Here is a 15073-nt window from a genome sequence, read left to right as displayed (position 1 = left end):
GCGGCACACAGAAGGATCTCAGCCAGGGCATCTACTGGGTCGCCGACGCCATCACCGCCGGTACTTTTCTCAGCCCGCGCGCCAAGGCCAGCGGCTCCGCGCACGACCCGGCCGAGTTCGATCAGCGCTGAGCCAGGTTGCGAGCGCAAAGACCAGGCCCCCCCTATACTGGGCGCACCTTTCGCAACTGCGACTGCAGCATGCCCTGCGCATGCATTCACCACCCTGACGGGCACACTCCGTCAGGGGTGCTCCTCGTCAGGTTTCCAACAAACCTAGAGGGAGGAGTACTTAGTGACCCATTTCCAAATCCTGGCGGTTCTCGCACCGGTATCGCTCTTGGCGATGCTGGTGTTCAAGGCCGCACTCCCCGCGCTTCGGCGCAAACTTGAGGTGCTCGAGCAGCAGCCTTATGCCGTCAGCCGGATGCGCGAGGTCGCACACGACTTCTCGGCTATCGGCTCGGCCGCAGGTACCTACTTCGGCTACAAAGAAACGGACATTCTCATGTTCGCTTTCACGCTGGCGTGGTTCATCGTGTTCTACACGTTGGCCAACCGCTACGCGAAGCTGGAAGCAGACCTGCAGGAGCGGGAGTCAGCCAAGGCCCATCGCAAGATGGCCGGCACCGTGCGGGGCATTGCGCAAAGCGTGTTCCGAGCTGAGTTTGAGCGGCGCAGGCGCAACGACTGAAAAGTCGTTGCCTCGCGACGCGCAAACCTTGCGTTTCTTGGGGGCAACCCTAAAATCTGGAACATCCACATGCAGCAACTGCTTCAACACCTCATGTCCGGCGCCGACATTCTGAAAATTCTCATGTTCTTGGGCATCGCAGCTGCGATACCGCTCAACATCCGATTGGGCAAGATCAACGAGAAGATGACGAAAGAACTTGAAACCGAGCGCAAGCGCTTCGATGAAGAGTTCATGGCGCCCAACGCCACCCGACGAGCAGGCCGCGCATAGACGCTCTGTTCGCGAGCCGCAAGGCTCACCACCGAAGCCGCCCGCAGACCCAGGTCTGTGAGCGGCTTTTCTTTTATCTGCGCTGCAGCGTACCCAAGCGCTGCACGCTTGGAGCCATGGCAGTGCATCAACACACACCAAGCACCATGGAAATCCACCAGATGCTGTGCCTGAGCACGGCCCACCTCACCCAGATCACCCGCGAACAGTTGGAAAACGACGATCTCGAAGGCGCGATCTACCATCCCAAGAGCATGCACGGCTGGTTCCTCTACGTGCCAGAGCCAGCGCTGAAAGACTTGCTGAGCAACCTCGCGTTGCCTCAGGATGTGCGCGATTGCCTGAGTTTCGCCAGCGAGCGAGACATTCAGTGGCTCATGTTCGATGCCGACGGCCCTGTCGTGCACGAACTCGCGCTGTACGAGGAAAGCGAACTCACCACCGCGCTATAACCCACACAGGAACAGCGAGCATGGCTGATGTGCGTGAGAAAAGCACGCGAAAGCAGCGATGCTCGATGACAGCGTGCGCCATCCGACACGACAACAGTGTGCGCCCACCGGCGCAGTTCACGATGTGTTGCGATGGCCGCGCGCGCGCCCGTAGAATTCGCCTCACCTTGGTGTTCGCACCATTTGCTGTCCCTGTGACCGCATTCAACCGAGGCTTCGTCTTCGAGGCCGCTGCCTGAAATAGCTGCAGCTATCCAGAGGTCCGGCGCTCTACGCAGCGCCGCTCCCAGCTGCCCCGCCAGAATCATCTGGTGGTGCAGCGCCCATGGTTTATGGGTCTCTCGTCGCCGGTGCGCGTCGTTCCTTGTGTGCTTTCTCCCATGTTCCCATGAGAGTGCACAAGGGGCGACGTGCCCGGTAACACTTTGGAGAGCCCCCATGAACACGACGACTTCCGTCTCCCAGATTCGTGAACCTCTGGCCACGCCCGTTTTGATCCAAGCTGGTGTGCCGGTGCAGCACGTCCTGTGGTTCAACCGCTTGAGCCCCAGCGCGAAGATGCGTGCACTGGCCACCCAGCGCGGCACCGAAATCCTGAAGTGCGTTCGAGACTTCATGAACGTCTCGGCCGACGCGGGCAAAACGACCATGGCCGCCTGAGGCCACCCTTCCGAAGCCCCCTTGCAGCAATGCGTGGGGGCTTTTCCTTTTCCGGCCATTCATGTGCAACCCATCGCGGGTGAAGGTGGTCACAGTGGCTTGCGGCGGCCAGCGCGCGCACTCACAATGCAGCCACCTCAGTGCAAGGCACTGTTCGGCGACCCTGCGTCGCCCAATCATCAACCCGATGGGGCACATGCTCCCTTGGGGGCTCGTGAGCCCGCAAGAGTGAGAACAACATGAGTCAGCCATCCGACATCCTTTTCGAGAAGATGCGTGCCGTAGTCGAAGCACCGGGCTATCCGCTGCTGCAGCACTACAAGCAGGATTTCTACCAACACGATCGCCAGACGCTTCAGGAGACCTATGCCCCAGGCATGAGCTACCTGTGGGTCGTGCGCGCACACGGCACGGACCTCGAACCGTTGCACATCGACCGCCGCGCCAGCGAGCGCGCCTTGGTTGCGCTCAACCAGTGCGCCGAAGCGCGAAGCTACGTCGTGAGCGAAGCCGGCGTTCGAGAAGTGACCCGTCAGCAGGCCAAAGAACGGCTCGCCAAGTTCGACTACGAAGTCCGCGATGGCTTTGTCATGAAGAATGGCACCGTCAACCTGGGCTTCATTGAAGTCAACTGCATGCCCGGACGCGGCCAGCGAAAGACCACGGTTCACTACCATTCCGCCCAAGCACGCGATTCGCTCAGCGAGCGCGATCTGGTGGCCCTCAATCGCATCGCGGTAGGCCAGGCCATCGTGCAGGCTCAAAGCCTGTTCGTGCCGTGCCTGGATGTGACCTACAACGGCGAGAGCATCGCTGCGCCCAAACGGCGCCTGGAGGCGCTATGCGAAGCGTGAGTAGCAGCTGGTCACCACCAGCGAAAACGCTGCGACTGACCCCCGGCATGCTCGACGCCTGGACGATGTTGCTGCTCAGCGAGGACCAGGCGCAATGCGTCCAGTTCGAAACGCCGGGCGGCTACCTCATCAAGGTGCCGAGGCCAGAGCACGATCTGGGAGACCAACCCGAGGAGTTGCGTGAAGTCATTCGCGCCGCGCGCCACACCAAACGCGAGTGGATTCTGGTGTGCACCCCGGACGTGCCCCAGGAGCATTCCATGTGCCACTGACGTTCACGTCACACGCACCGAAACGACGGCTCCACCTGACCCTTGGGATCAGGTGGATTCCTTGAGCCTCCCGAGCCGGGGGTTGAAGGAATCCGGCAAGGCCGAATTCGCTGCCCACGCGGCAGCCTCTACCTCAACCCATTGGGTGCACCGTCGCCCGCTGGGAGGTGCATCCTGCAAAGGACTCACCATGAAACCCGCAGTCACTTCGGACCTGGACGATCGCTTCTTCGAAGGCATGGTCCAAGGGCACACCCACCTGTACGACGCCATCGAAATTCAGCCGGTGAGTGATCTGTATGCCCACCCTGAAGAGGGAATGGTCTACGAAACGGACTACGTGAACCCCACGTTCTTCTCGGTCTACGTCCACCTGAAAACCGGTGGCGTCGAATGTGTCGGCGATCACGGCACGCACTCACTGGCCTTGGCCTACGCGAGCGAGTTGAGTGAGGAGCACGGCTGGCCTGTAAACGACTACGTCCCCCGCAAGTTCCATGACAAGCCCGCCACAGAACCGCGAGACGCAGCTCTCGCCTGAGACTGTTCGCCGTCTCATGCGCGAGCATCGTAAGACCATCCGCGGCCTGGCCGAGCAGATGAACGTGTCAATGAACCGAGTTCGCGCGGTGCGTGAGCGTGGTGTCACCGGCGCCGCCTACTGCCAGGATTGGATCGAAGCGTTGACCGCCCCCTCCGAAGGGGAGCCACGTTACGCGACAACGTCGCAGCCGTAGGGAAGAATCACACCAGTTGCCGGCACTGCCGCACAGACGCTCACCGAGCGTCCTTCAACCAACCCGCTGGGGCTTCTCAATGCCCAGTGGGGCGAGGGGCCCTGGCGCTTTCACATCAAAGCACCATGAACCTCAAAGAAATCGCCCGCGACTGGGTCAAAACCGTTGTCGGCGCTCACGTCGGCAAGAACATCCGTTCGTACAAGTTCACCACCTACCTCGGCGAGGTTGGTCACAACGCCCTCGGCGGTGTGAGCTACCTGCAGCCGGCAGAAGGCAAGGTGGTCGAGCAGAGCGAGGATTTCACGCTCATCAAGACCGGTCCCGCGACTTTCTGCATCGTCAAGACGCTGCTGCTCAGCGAGCCGGTGACGATCGGCGACAAGGTCAACCTGAAGTTCTACCAGTTGCGCCGTTTCGATGGCACGGCAGCGGACGGAAGCGACGACCCCAGCCACGGCGGCTCGCGGACCATCATGCTCACCGGTGTCCAGACCTACTTCCCCGTGAAATGGGAAGGGCGCTATCTTGGTATCAACGAGCTCCTGGCAGGCGACTACACCGAGATCCAGAACCCCTACCTGCGCGACATGCTCACGCAGATGGAGGAACTTCGTGTCGACGGTGGCCTACGCCGCGTGGTCAATGTGCTGATCGACGCTGGCGCCAAGGACCTCGCGTTTGTGGACCCGCCCGAAGAGCAGTCGGCCATCGTGGCGCCTGGCGTCACCTGCACCGTGGACACCGAGAAGTTCAAGGGCCCGGTCATGATCGGTTACGACCGTTGTTCGGACACGTACTTCATCGGACTCGGTGTGCCCGGCCAAGACAGTGCGCGCCGGCGCGAGAACGTGCACTTCGACGAGTTGGGTGAACGCCTGATCGATGCCATTGACGACCGCGATTGGCTCAAGGCCAAGGTGAACATCGTCAAGAAGGCCCCGAAGAAGAAGGTGACGCCCGAGCCGATCTGAACGACGACAACGCGTACTCGAGCCCGTGAGGGCCTGAGCAATCTGCATACTGCAAACCGCAAATTAAAGCCCCGGTCACACGTAAAGTGTGCCGGGGCTTTTTCTTTGGCTCCTTGCGATTGGTCAGGGGGGTGCGCTGGATCCGTGGGTAGTCTGATCAGTTTCCTGCCAGAGGAGAGTGGGGTGAGGGGGAAATCCATCACGAGAATTTTTTTGCATCAGGCGAAAGTCCATTCGGGCAGCGGCTCGCCGCGGCTGACGGCCAACATCGAGCTCGAAGCGATCTTCATGAACTTGAGGGTTTCCCACGCCGTGCGGGGCTTGGCCACCTCGCGCAGCCCGAGGTCGTCGACCATGCGCTCCAACTTCGGATCCAGATGAGCGGCGTATTTCCACTCTGGCACATTCAGATCCGGTTCGACCTGGCGCAAGCGCATCTTGAGAAGGTCCCGACCAAAGGCCGTCCCGAGCAGCCAGTGGGGATCAGGGGTGTAGTGCTGGCGGAAGTCAGCGGTGGTCATGTCAAGTTCGGTCACATGAGGCATTGCAGCTCCTGGGTTTGTGTCTGGTTGAATTCAGGTTCTCACGAAACAACCAGTTGTCAACAGGTCCCCCAAAAAAAAAGGACCGTGCGTGACGGCCCTCGGTCTGCAAGCGATAGGACCTAGTCGGCCGGCAACATCGCCCCCAGTGAACCAATGCGCTCCCGGGCAGTTGCCCGAGCCACAGAAACCGCCTCGGTCACTGACTTGGTGGCGTGATTCTCAGGAGTTGAGCGCTGGCGTGCCGCGCCTGCAGTCCGAAGTGAGACAGTCGGCTTGGTTGGTTCGGGTGTGGGCACTCCCATCGCTGGCACGACAGCCGCGCTGCCTCGGAACAGCTGCGCCTCGTACATGTACCCAAGAACAAGTAGCTGATGTATGCGAGAGGAGCGCATAGTTGCCGGCAGCGCTACGAGGTGGTCGTAGACCGGGCCTATCGTAGGAGGCAGGCGAACACGCGCTCGAAGTAGTTCTTTCTCTTCATCATCAACGTGGGTTGCGGCCCGAGAAGCGTCGTGCATAGCAATCTCCTTTCACGGTATCAGTGGACGTCCTCGTGCACCATTTCGGCAACGACCTGAAACCCCTTCACGTTGGCGTACAAGTTGTCCGAGTCCACGTGCAGGATGGGCTTCAGCTGCGGATAGTTGTCACACAGGAAGGAGTAGAAGATTCCTGCCGCCCCCCCCGTAACCAGGATGTAGTCCAGGTTGTCGGTCTGCGTCACCGACGCCATCATCTTGTTGACGCTCTCGCGCAGCACCACGTCCACGGCTGCGCGGTATTTGGCCAGGAGGTACTTCACCCCCTGCACCTCGAAGTAGTCCGATGCATTGCGCAAGGCAAGGTCAATCCGATTCACGATCTCATACTGATCCTTCCAAGCCGGGTTGATCTGATCGGCCACCGCGTAGCAGCAAGCCAGCATCGATTTGTTGTGAGCGCCCGACCGCGGCCAGTTGGGCTGCATGCGGTTCGAGACGAACCAGTCGAGCGTTCCCCCGCCTGCGTCAACCACCATCGTCCAGCCCTCCAGCGCCGTCTCGCTCGCACCGATGCCATGGTGATATAGAGCGCCGAGCGGCTGGACGATCACGGAGACGTGTTTGACATGAACCAGGCATTTCGATTCACCGTCGCCCAAGACCCCCAAGACATGGTCGCCCGTTGCACGAGAGGCAAGGGCCTTGTGGTGTTGGCGCCAGGTCGACAGCGGCAGACCGAGCACAAGCGTTTCGATCGTCATCGATTGCTTTGCTCCAACGTCCTTGGCGATGTAGTGCAGGGCGCCACAAAGAAGGGCCATGTATTCATCCGACTCACAGTAGTTACTGGGAACCGTGCGCGGCTCCGAGCCATTGGAATGGAAAGCGACTCCCTTGCCGACGAAGTAGCGAGTTCCGCCCAACGTAACAACTGTCCCATCGGCGGCCGGCGAACCCTCCCGAACCTGGAAGCCGTCGTTCGACAGCACGGGTGCAACGGCGGGGAAGACGCCGGTACGGATCACGACCTGGCCGCGGACTTGCGCGCGCCCCGAGCTGTACTTGACGTTGGCATAGCCGACATCCACCGCGCACGACGCGACGACGGTGGTGTTCATATCACGATGCATTTGGACTCTCCGATGTTGAAGGAAACAGCAAACTCACAAGGAGATTGTCCGAAGTCGTCGCGCATTTGTCGCGCGACGTGGTCCATCACCGCCAACACTGGGTCGTGGTGGGCCTCCAGAGGCCCAGTACGACCCAGCGCGGCACGCGCCGGGGCCGAAAAGCAGGTTCCTGGGTCGTGGTGGGCCTCCAGAGGCCCAGTACGACCCAGCGCGGCACGCGCCGGGGCCGAAAAGCAGGTGCCTGGGCCGTGGTGGGCCTCCAGAGGCCCAATGCGACCCAGCGCGGCACGCGCGGGGGCAGCGAGGCTAGTGCCTGAGCCTTAAGCGGTCCTCGCGAGGCCCAAACGAGCCCACGCACACCGGCAGCGCGAGTGGCTCAATCGTGGTGGTCCTGGCCGGCAGCAACCAGGCTGGAGAGACTTGAATGGCAGATCCACCTCGAGCGCGGCCGTCACCAAGAGGCGGCCCATCAGCAAACCGCAAAGCGATTTGTCCACACCTACCCGCAACGAGGCTTTGGAAGGAAATAACGGAGACGGAGTGAGGACAGGGCCCAGGATTGACGCGGCCTGCCAGTCGATAGCGGAGGCATTGTCGGCAGTAGGATCGATTTGTCCGTTCGGTGGATAACCGCGTCCGTGGTCTGCGATGTTCACAGCAGGGCCAGTTCGCTTGCGAGCATGTCCAAGCGTGCATAGAGTACGCATCACTGCATCCACGTGATGTATCGAAAGCCGAGTGCTTTCAGAAAACCGCTCCCCTGCTGGAGCAACTGCTTCGCCCTCCAAGTTGAGAAACGCAGTGCAAGGACCAGAAGGTCCAGAACCGGGTCAGCAGACCCAGCTGCCTTGTCCCTAGATGCGGACAGGAAGTGGCGGCCCCGCATGGGGTTCAGCCCGCTAGTAATCCATCAGGTCCAAAGACTGGACCCGCCATCACGTGCTGTTTTCTACAGAAGCACCTGAGCCGGCGCCCTTCGGGGAATCAAGCAATCGCTTCACGTTCCGACGCACGCATCCACCGACAGTGGCAAGTCAAACCGCCTGGCAAAGCTGGGAGCCCACGTGGCCTACAAAGGGGGAGACGGGAAAACATGCGTGCGGACCGGGTCAGTCGCAACGTCCGACTGACAAGTGAAGAAACGGGGCCCGCGAATAGCGGGTCGAGGCTGGCCACCGGAAACGGCCCTGACTTCTGAAGTCAGTTACCCCCCCTGAGCCGCCTCACAGGCTCAGGGTGCCCCTTGCAAAAGGGTTGCCCAACGGAGTCGCTTCCCGTGACGGCAGGATGGATTACTAACGTCCTCAGCGAAGAACCAAGACGAGTGATGAATGCCCGCCAGGGGGTGCAAGACCTGGAAGCTGTTCTGTAGAGGAGCGCCACGATGGGGTGCGCGTTGTTCTTTTGCGTTTGCGAGGCGGGGCCAGTGGCTGGGGGCTTTGGCAATAGCAAGAGAAGAGCTCGCATCTGGCGCTCGATCGCCTGATTGGCGAATCTGCAACTAGCCCCGCTGGGGATACGGCATAGGCCGGGAAAGGAATGTGAAAAATGGATCGAGATCAAGCCATGTCAGACGACGACTTCGAGTTACCGGATCCACGTGAGGTGAATCGGCAGATCAGCGCGGTTCTGAGGCGAGAGAGGCTGAAGGAGAGGGCAGTACGGCGCAACACTGGGGTGCTGGCCAAGTCGGTGAGGCAGGCGCAGCAACGCCATTCGAACGACATCATCAAGCAGGTGGTGTACGTGATGACGAATGAAGATCTACCGGTGAGCACAGGTCGCAAGCGCAGGATGTCGGAAGGGACGCAAACGAGCTCGAAGGAGGGAATCTTGCGTGCGGTGCGCGAGTTGAAGCAGGAGCGGATGGCGATTCGCAACCTGGACGAGCTCGGACGCAAGCACGTTCTGGCCCTGATCAAGCGATGGATGGCCGATGGCCAGTCGTACCAGAACATCCAGAACAAAGTGAGCATCTTGCGCACGTTCACGACCATGATGGGCAAACCCAGCATGATTCCCCGCAATGAGGAGTACTTCGCCTGGCTGGAGCGCGAGGGGGTGGATTTGCTGGAGCGGCGCAAGAGCAAGGTTGCGCTGGAACCGAAGACCTGGAGTGCAAAGAACGTGGACCCGATGGAAGTAATCGGGAAGATGGGGGAGGAGTACCCGGTTGTCTCACTGTGTCTTGAGGCGATGCTGGCGTTCGGGTTGCGCGCGCGGGAGGCGACCCATCTGGAGCCGATTGGGGGAGACCTTGGAGACTCGCTACACGTCCGGGAGGGCAGTCGTGGTGGTGCAAAGGGGGGGAAGTCACGAACAGTGCCGCTGTCGGAGGACATCGCGCTTCGGACTTGGCAGCGGGACGTGTTGGAACGAGCGAAGTTGCTTGCGCGCAAGCATCGACAGCTGAAGCTGGCTGTTCCTGGCAAGGACTACGTACAGATGCTCCGGCACTTCTACTACGCATGCGAAAAGTACGGGGTGACACGGGATGGGCTGGGTGTGCTGCCACACGGTCTGCGCCACATGTATGCGGGCCGGCGCCACCTGGAGTTGACCGGTCTGCCGGCGCCTGTGGAGGGCACGGTTCCGATGGCGATCTACCGGGCAAACGCTGATCTTGTGCGTGAAGGGGCGCAACGGCTGAGTCTGGAAATGGGCCACGTGCGCCCGACGATCACGGGGGCGTACAACGGAAGTGTCTATACGCAGTCCAGGGAAGAGATTGCACGGGCCAAGGCCTGGGTGGAGCGAGTTGAGGGATGTGCTGGCCTGGCAGCGGTGCTGAAGCTGTGCGGGGTGCGCACGGCGTACCTGGGCGGCAAGGCGGCGCAGGGGGTGAGGCTCGTGAGCGGTGACAACGTGCGGTTGCTCGTTGAGCGCGAAGGCGTGAGCGCCCAGACGAGCAGCCTGGAACTGCTGCAGCAGGCGGCGGCGGCGGTGCTTCGCCCGGGAGATGGGCTTGGGGTGGAGGTGCTGGACGTTTCGCAATGCGAGGATGACCGGGACAGCTACCTGGAACTGAACGTGCGCGAGTGATGGCTGTGCAGGAGACGCAGAACTTGGAACGCGACTCGCGCACTGGCGCCCGGGATGAGCGGTCGTTCGCAAGGCAGCTTGACGTGATGCAGGCGCAAATTGCGAAACTACTTCTGGACGGACTGGGGAGGTCGGCGCCGCAGGCGGCTGGAGCCGCTGAGGTGGCGCGGTCGCGGTAGGGCTTGGGCGGCTGGGGCGGATAGGCGAAGAAGGGGGGGACTGCGAAAGCGGTTCCCCCCTCTCATTTAGGCGAACGCGTTTTGAGTGAGCGCGGGGGCGGTCGCGGGCTGAGCGACTCGCTGGATGCAGAAACGACACCTGAACAGCAATGGCAGGGGGTGTGGGCGGGCGCTTCTTGGATTTGTCGGGCGGCGCGCGCCGGCGCACTGGACAAACGCGCCTCTGGGCGTAGCTTGGAACGCAGGTAACGACAGAACGCACATCAACCCACGCGCACCCCCAACATGACCAATCCCAACCTCACCCCGGCCGTCTTCCAGCTCGACGGCAGCGACGCCTGCTACTACGGGCTGCACGACAGCAAGCAGACGCATTCGATGGGTCTTTGCCCCGTCTTTGCTCGCGAGGAGGTTGCGCGCATGAACGAGGTGCAGGGCGACACGTGGGACGCGCTCAAAGAAGCCGGCATTGCGATCGATGGACTCTTGATCGGCTTCGCGGATCTGGGTTGGACGTGGAGCATCGTTCCCATGGGGGCGGGCCGTGAGTTCTTGCTGCAGCCCTTGCTCGATCGGGAGCAAACCGAGCAGTTCATCCTGCGCCTTGAGCGCGCGGGACTGAGTTTTCACTTCGACGACCCGGCTGATGAGATCGAGGGGCCGGGCGGCGAGCGCGTGTTCACCGATGCCGAAGCGGCCGCGGTGCGCGTGCGCGTGAACGAGTTGTTCGCGCTGATGGGTGACCCTCACGGCATGGCCATCGTCGCGCTGGAGGCGGCCGGGGGCGCCGCCGTCTACCGTCTGGAGCCTCTGACCCCGGACGGCGCTGATGTGGACCACGACAAGGGCGTGGAATACCACACGCGTGAATCACTGTTTGAGGCCTATCCCGAGGCGAAGAACGGGCCCGAGCTCGACTTCACGGTCGGAGAGTCGGTGGGCAACTACCGATCTGCGGCGATCGGGCTGTTTCATCTGACCCGAATCGCGTGAGGTAGCGCCGCCCTGCCAGCGTCCGACGAGGGCAGGCGGCTACAGCGCCGGGCCGCCCCAGCTTGATTCGCCCAATCGGCGAACGCGCCCCAGCGCTTCCAAGGTCTCCAAGATGGTTGGCAGGCGCTCACGCCAGCGCCCACGCGCAGTGAAATGGCCCGCGATGTCCTCGATCTCCATGGGGCGTGAGCCTGCCCCAAGGACGTCTGCCACTGCCTTGATCTGCTCGGGGATGCCCGATGGCCAAGCCCGACGGATCGCAACGGGTGCTGCAGCCGCGGGCGAGGTTGCGCCTTCTTCTTCCTCTTGCTCGGGTGCCACGCCGGACAGCGACGCCTGTGCGCCGCCTTGGGCGAGCTGCTGCAAGTCCGGGCGCAACCACCGCACCTGCCCGGTAGCCTCCTCGCTTGCGCGGCGCTGGTTCAGGTCCACCAGACGCGAAAGCAGTTCGTCGGCGTCGGTAGGCAGCGTGAGGTCTGACCAACCGTAGGCGACCAGGACTGCTGCGTCCAGGTCTTCGTGCAGGGAGCGCAAAACGGAGAGCAGGCCCTTGGCGTTGATGCTTTGCTCCTTGCTCGTGAGGGTCTCGCCGGCGCGCAGCTTGTCCAGCACGTTGTACATGCTGGTCATCGTGAGATCGGAATGTGCTGCCTGTTGTGCCTTGCGGTGAGAGTCGATCTGCTCGGCTAGGCTGCGGATGCGTTCGGCCAGTTCGGGCGTGAGGCCGCTATCGAGGTCGGGGAATGGGAAAGTCTCAAAGCAGGTGGACTTGCTGTAGACGGGGCGATCCTCGAGAAGGCCTCCGGCCGCCAGCGCCCACGCCACATGCACGGCACTGGAGAGCACCCCCAGGTGCAGCGCATCGGCGCTGGCCACCGCGATGAGTTTGTCATCGGGCAGGATTGATGCATCCAGCCACTGGAAAAGCCGGTGCTTGGCGACCTGGCCGGTGACGATGTAGCGGGGCAAGCCATTCAAGGCGCGGCGCATAACTACGCGAGCCTCGGCGAAGATCCACCACAACTCGCGCACGCGCTGGCGGTTGTTTTCGTCCCGCTCGGGCTTGACCCGCTCAAGCAGCCACTGATAGACGGCGGGGAAGCGCTGGCGCACCTCCTCGGATTGCAGGCCAAACAGATCGATGACCATCACGCCCCGAGGCGTACCGGTGAGGTCACGCCCGTTGCGGTAGGGGCGGATGTGCTTCTCCAGTCCGCTGACTGTGCCCAGGCCGAGCGCGCGCGCCTCCTCGGGCGAGACGATAAAGCCAGCACCGTGTGGGATCACCCCCCGGTTGGACACCCCGGCGTTGGCCTGCAGCTGCCTGGCTGAAGCCACATTGGCGCCCACCTTCAGGTCCGCATGGATGACGCCTTGACGGGTGGCCACCTCAACCGCCACCTCGCCACCGTCAGCCTCAGCCTCCCGGGTGACGCTCTGCAGGCGGCCTTCGGCCTGGCCGCACGCTCCGACCGACATCGAGATGCGCACCGCCGCGCCGTCCGCGCTGTCCACCCAGGGGTGGTCGGGGATCGCAAAGACCAGACTCAGCGGCGGTGTTGCGTTCTGATGCGCCTCAATCACCCGCCGATTGAAGATCATGGTCAGGCTGTTGGTGGTGATCAGCCCGAAGCGCTGCGCCTGCCCGTGGCGAACCGTCTGCGCTGCCTTGTGCCACCAGTACATGACGAAGTCAGCGCTCTCGGGCACCTCCGGCCAGGCGTCGCGCAAGGCGTCGCAGTAGCCATGTCCCAGCGCCAGGCGCATGCGCTTGTTGCCGATGAAGGGTGGGTTGCCAACGATGAAGTCGGCCTGGGGCCACGCAGCCTTGCCCGGTTTGAGATACCGCAGCTGAACCACCCGGGCCGACTCATCGGGCACCGGCTGGCCAGTGGCCGGGTGCGGCTTGAACGTCACGCCATCCCAGTGGGTGAGGGGCTGTCCGCTGGCGTCGGTGGCGGGCTCGCAACGTTCGTAGGTGAGCACCGCGTCCCGATGCTCGATGTTGCCGTAGTCGTGCACAACCGGCTCCGCAACACTGGCCAGCCCGCGCGTGCGCACCTGCCATTGCAACCAGCCAATCCACAGGACCAGTTCGGAGAGTGCCGCCGCGCGCTCATTGAGCTCGATGCCACGCAGCTGCTCTAGCGTCACCGTCTCCCCGCTCAGCCCCAGTCGGGCCTGCGCCTCGCCCAAGGCCTCCAGCTGGATGAGCACCTCCCCCTCCAGGCGCTTCAAATGCTCCAGCGTCACATACAGGAAGTTGCCACTGCCGCAGGCCGGGTCAAGCACGCGCACCGTGCACAGGTGGTGGTGAAAGCTGCGGATCACCTCGCGCGCCTCGCGCAGCTTGTCGTCGCGCTTCTTGCCCTCGAGTTCGCCCGCCTCCTTGGCCAGCAAGAGCGCCGCGGCCTGGACATCCGACCACTGCTGCCTCAGCGGCTCGATCACGGCAGGTAGCACCAAACGTTCAACGTAAGAGCGCGGCGTGTAGTGCGCCCCCAGTGCGTGGCGCTCACCCGGATTGAGCGCGCGCTCAAGCAAGGTACCGAAAATGGAGGGCTCCACCTCGCGCCAACTCGCACTCGCGGCAGACAGCAGCCCGGCGATCTGGGCCTTGTTCAGCCGCAGCGCGTAGCCATCAGAGCGCGGCTGCTTGAACAGCTTACCGTTGAAGTGCAGGACCTTGGTGGCCAGCGCGGCTGAAAACCCGCCCCGGTCCATGTCTGCCCAGAGCGCGCCCATCATTTGTTGCAGCGTGGCGGGATCGTCCCCGAAGCGCTTGAGCAGCGAGACGAACGCGCCATCACCGTTGGCGTCGGCCGGCAACAAGCCAACGTCCTCGGCAAACATGGAGAACAGGCAGCGCGTGAGGAAAGAGGCCACCAGCTGCGGCGCGTGTCCATCGGCCTCCAGGCTGCGCGCAACCTCTGCCAGGTCGGCCGCCACCTGACGGGTCAGGCGCGCGTTCGCCCGGGCCGGGTCGAGCGACAACGGGTCTGTCCAGATCGCGTGCAAGCGCTCCAATACACCGGGGCTGGCCAGGCTGGACAGAGAGATGCGGTGGCTTCTGGGATCGGGGTATGGGGTGTAGGTGCCGCCACTGCGGCTGAACTCCGAATAAACCTCGATCACGTGGCCCACGTCGACCACCAGCACGAAGGGGGGGCGCCCCTCGGCGGCGGGCAGCGCACGCGCGTAACCCTCGGCCTGGGCACGCGCGCGCATGAGCGCGTCATCGAACCCCCTGGTGTGAGCGCCTGCCTTGACCTTCTTGGCCTCAAGCACGAAGTGCCCGCGACGGTAGCAGTCGATGCGCCCCGGGCTGGTACTGCCATCACCGTGCTGGAACGTGATCGGGCGCTCGAACATGTAGTCCTGCTCAGCCGTGGGGTGAGGGCGCTCGACACCCAGCAGCGCGCACAACTCGATCACGAAGCTCTGCGCCGCGGCAAGCTCACTCGCCTGAACACCCTCCCAGCGCTGGATGAATGCGGTGATCTCTTCTGGTGTTGCCATGTGTGTGAGGGCACCCACGCGGACTGCGGCGGGTTGGAATGGGTAACGACAAATGAGCCCGCAGCATCGTAGCCGAGACGAAAGAGCAACGCGGGCAGCTCTCACGACAACCAAAGTTCGCAGCGCCAGGCGCACTCCCGCGCCAACGAGTGCGTAGGGCCCCAAAGCGCCGGCGCGCGCGCGTGAGAAGCGCTCCTATCCTCGCAGCACCCGTTGCTGCAGCAGCGCAGCACAGAGCGCCACGGCCCACACCAGGCGTGCTTGCAGG

General features: G+C 62.9%; 13 protein-coding genes. 10 read left to right on the top strand and 3 right to left on the bottom strand.

The features are described from left to right. Positions 1-294 precede the first annotated feature (294 nt). The 8 genes from BHU06_RS21060 to BHU06_RS21025 all read left to right on the top strand — a co-directional run bounded on the left by BHU06_RS21060 (position 295) and on the right by BHU06_RS21025 (position 4915). Positions 295-693, top strand: a complete 399-nt coding sequence (locus BHU06_RS21060) for a hypothetical protein (RefSeq protein WP_070401193.1) — start codon at positions 295-297, stop codon at positions 691-693. Positions 694-762: 69 nt separating this feature from the next. Next, positions 763-966: a hypothetical protein gene (locus BHU06_RS21055; protein WP_070401192.1), complete on the top strand. Its 204-nt coding sequence runs from the start codon at positions 763-765 to the stop codon at positions 964-966. 146 nt (positions 967-1112) lie between these two features. After that, a complete protein-coding gene (locus tag BHU06_RS21050) occupies positions 1113-1418 on the top strand; it encodes a hypothetical protein (RefSeq protein WP_070401191.1) in 306 nt (101 codons plus the stop codon). Between the two features lie 438 nt (positions 1419-1856). Further along, positions 1857-2078, top strand: coding sequence for a hypothetical protein (locus tag BHU06_RS21045; protein WP_070401190.1), 222 nt, complete (start codon positions 1857-1859; stop codon positions 2076-2078). A gap of 239 nt (positions 2079-2317) precedes the next feature. Beyond that, the gene (locus BHU06_RS21040) at positions 2318-2932 is read left to right on the top strand and encodes a hypothetical protein (RefSeq protein ID WP_070401189.1); all 615 of its coding nucleotides are present in this window, start codon (positions 2318-2320) and stop codon (positions 2930-2932) included. A gap of 47 nt (positions 2933-2979) precedes the next feature. Beyond that, positions 2980-3204, top strand: a complete 225-nt coding sequence (locus BHU06_RS21035) for a hypothetical protein (RefSeq protein WP_070401188.1) — start codon at positions 2980-2982, stop codon at positions 3202-3204. Positions 3205-3394: 190 nt separating this feature from the next. Next, on the top strand, positions 3395-3745 hold the full coding sequence (locus BHU06_RS21030; RefSeq protein ID WP_070401187.1) for a hypothetical protein: 351 nt from the start codon (positions 3395-3397) through the stop codon (positions 3743-3745). A 321-nt stretch (positions 3746-4066) separates the two neighbouring features. Further along, the gene (locus BHU06_RS21025) at positions 4067-4915 is read left to right on the top strand and encodes a hypothetical protein (protein ID WP_070401186.1); all 849 of its coding nucleotides are present in this window, start codon (positions 4067-4069) and stop codon (positions 4913-4915) included. A gap of 218 nt (positions 4916-5133) precedes the next feature. Here BHU06_RS21025 and BHU06_RS21020 read toward each other — a convergent pair whose 3' ends face one another. Further along, entirely contained in the window at positions 5134-5436 is a 303-nt protein-coding gene (locus tag BHU06_RS21020) for a hypothetical protein (RefSeq protein ID WP_139147161.1), read from the bottom strand. Positions 5437-5998: 562 nt separating this feature from the next. Then, a complete protein-coding gene (locus tag BHU06_RS21015) occupies positions 5999-7060 on the bottom strand; it encodes a ParM/StbA family protein (RefSeq protein WP_139147160.1) in 1062 nt (353 codons plus the stop codon). Positions 7061-8638: 1578 nt separating this feature from the next. Here BHU06_RS21015 and BHU06_RS21010 point away from each other — a divergent pair. Continuing rightward, positions 8639-10114 carry a phage integrase N-terminal domain-containing protein gene (locus tag BHU06_RS21010; RefSeq protein WP_070401183.1) on the top strand — a complete coding sequence of 492 codons (1476 nt, stop codon included), beginning with the start codon at positions 8639-8641 and terminating at the stop codon, positions 10112-10114. 464 nt (positions 10115-10578) lie between these two features. Then, positions 10579-11286, top strand: a complete 708-nt coding sequence (locus tag BHU06_RS21000) for a hypothetical protein (RefSeq protein ID WP_070401181.1) — start codon at positions 10579-10581, stop codon at positions 11284-11286. A gap of 39 nt (positions 11287-11325) precedes the next feature. On the opposite strand, the gene BHU06_RS20995 is transcribed toward BHU06_RS21000, so the two are convergent. Beyond that, the gene (locus BHU06_RS20995; RefSeq protein ID WP_070401180.1) at positions 11326-14805 is read right to left on the bottom strand and encodes a DNA methyltransferase; all 3480 of its coding nucleotides are present in this window, start codon (positions 14803-14805) and stop codon (positions 11326-11328) included. Positions 14806-15073: the final 268 nt, after the last annotated feature.

This window comes from Hydrogenophaga sp. PML113 (assembly GCF_001777155.1).
Lineage (GTDB): Bacteria > Pseudomonadota > Gammaproteobacteria > Burkholderiales > Burkholderiaceae_C > Hydrogenophaga > Hydrogenophaga borbori.
Note: the sequence above shows the minus strand (reverse complement) of the source record. Positions and strands in the feature narration are given on the sequence as shown.

Excerpts from the sequence above, each read along its gene's own strand:
- BHU06_RS21055 (WP_070401192.1), top strand. The coding sequence starts at position 763 with ATGCAGCAACTGCTTCAACACCTCATGTCCGGCGCCGACATTCTGAAA.
- BHU06_RS21050 (WP_070401191.1), top strand. The coding sequence starts at position 1,113 with ATGGAAATCCACCAGATGCTGTGCCTGAGCACGGCCCACCTCACCCAG.
- BHU06_RS21045 (WP_070401190.1), top strand. The coding sequence starts at position 1,857 with ATGAACACGACGACTTCCGTCTCCCAGATTCGTGAACCTCTGGCCACG.
- BHU06_RS21040 (WP_070401189.1), top strand. The coding sequence starts at position 2,318 with ATGAGTCAGCCATCCGACATCCTTTTCGAGAAGATGCGTGCCGTAGTC.
- BHU06_RS21035 (WP_070401188.1), top strand. The coding sequence starts at position 2,980 with ATGCTCGACGCCTGGACGATGTTGCTGCTCAGCGAGGACCAGGCGCAA.
- BHU06_RS21030 (WP_070401187.1), top strand. The coding sequence starts at position 3,395 with ATGAAACCCGCAGTCACTTCGGACCTGGACGATCGCTTCTTCGAAGGC.
- BHU06_RS21025 (WP_070401186.1), top strand. The coding sequence starts at position 4,067 with ATGAACCTCAAAGAAATCGCCCGCGACTGGGTCAAAACCGTTGTCGGC.
- BHU06_RS21020 (WP_139147161.1), bottom strand. The coding sequence starts at position 5,436 with ATGACCACCGCTGACTTCCGCCAGCACTACACCCCTGATCCCCACTGG.
- BHU06_RS21015 (WP_139147160.1), bottom strand. The coding sequence starts at position 7,060 with ATGAACACCACCGTCGTCGCGTCGTGCGCGGTGGATGTCGGCTATGCC.
- BHU06_RS21010 (WP_070401183.1), top strand. The coding sequence starts at position 8,639 with ATGTCAGACGACGACTTCGAGTTACCGGATCCACGTGAGGTGAATCGG.
- BHU06_RS21000 (WP_070401181.1), top strand. The coding sequence starts at position 10,579 with ATGACCAATCCCAACCTCACCCCGGCCGTCTTCCAGCTCGACGGCAGC.
- BHU06_RS20995 (WP_070401180.1), bottom strand. The coding sequence starts at position 14,805 with ATGGCAACACCAGAAGAGATCACCGCATTCATCCAGCGCTGGGAGGGT.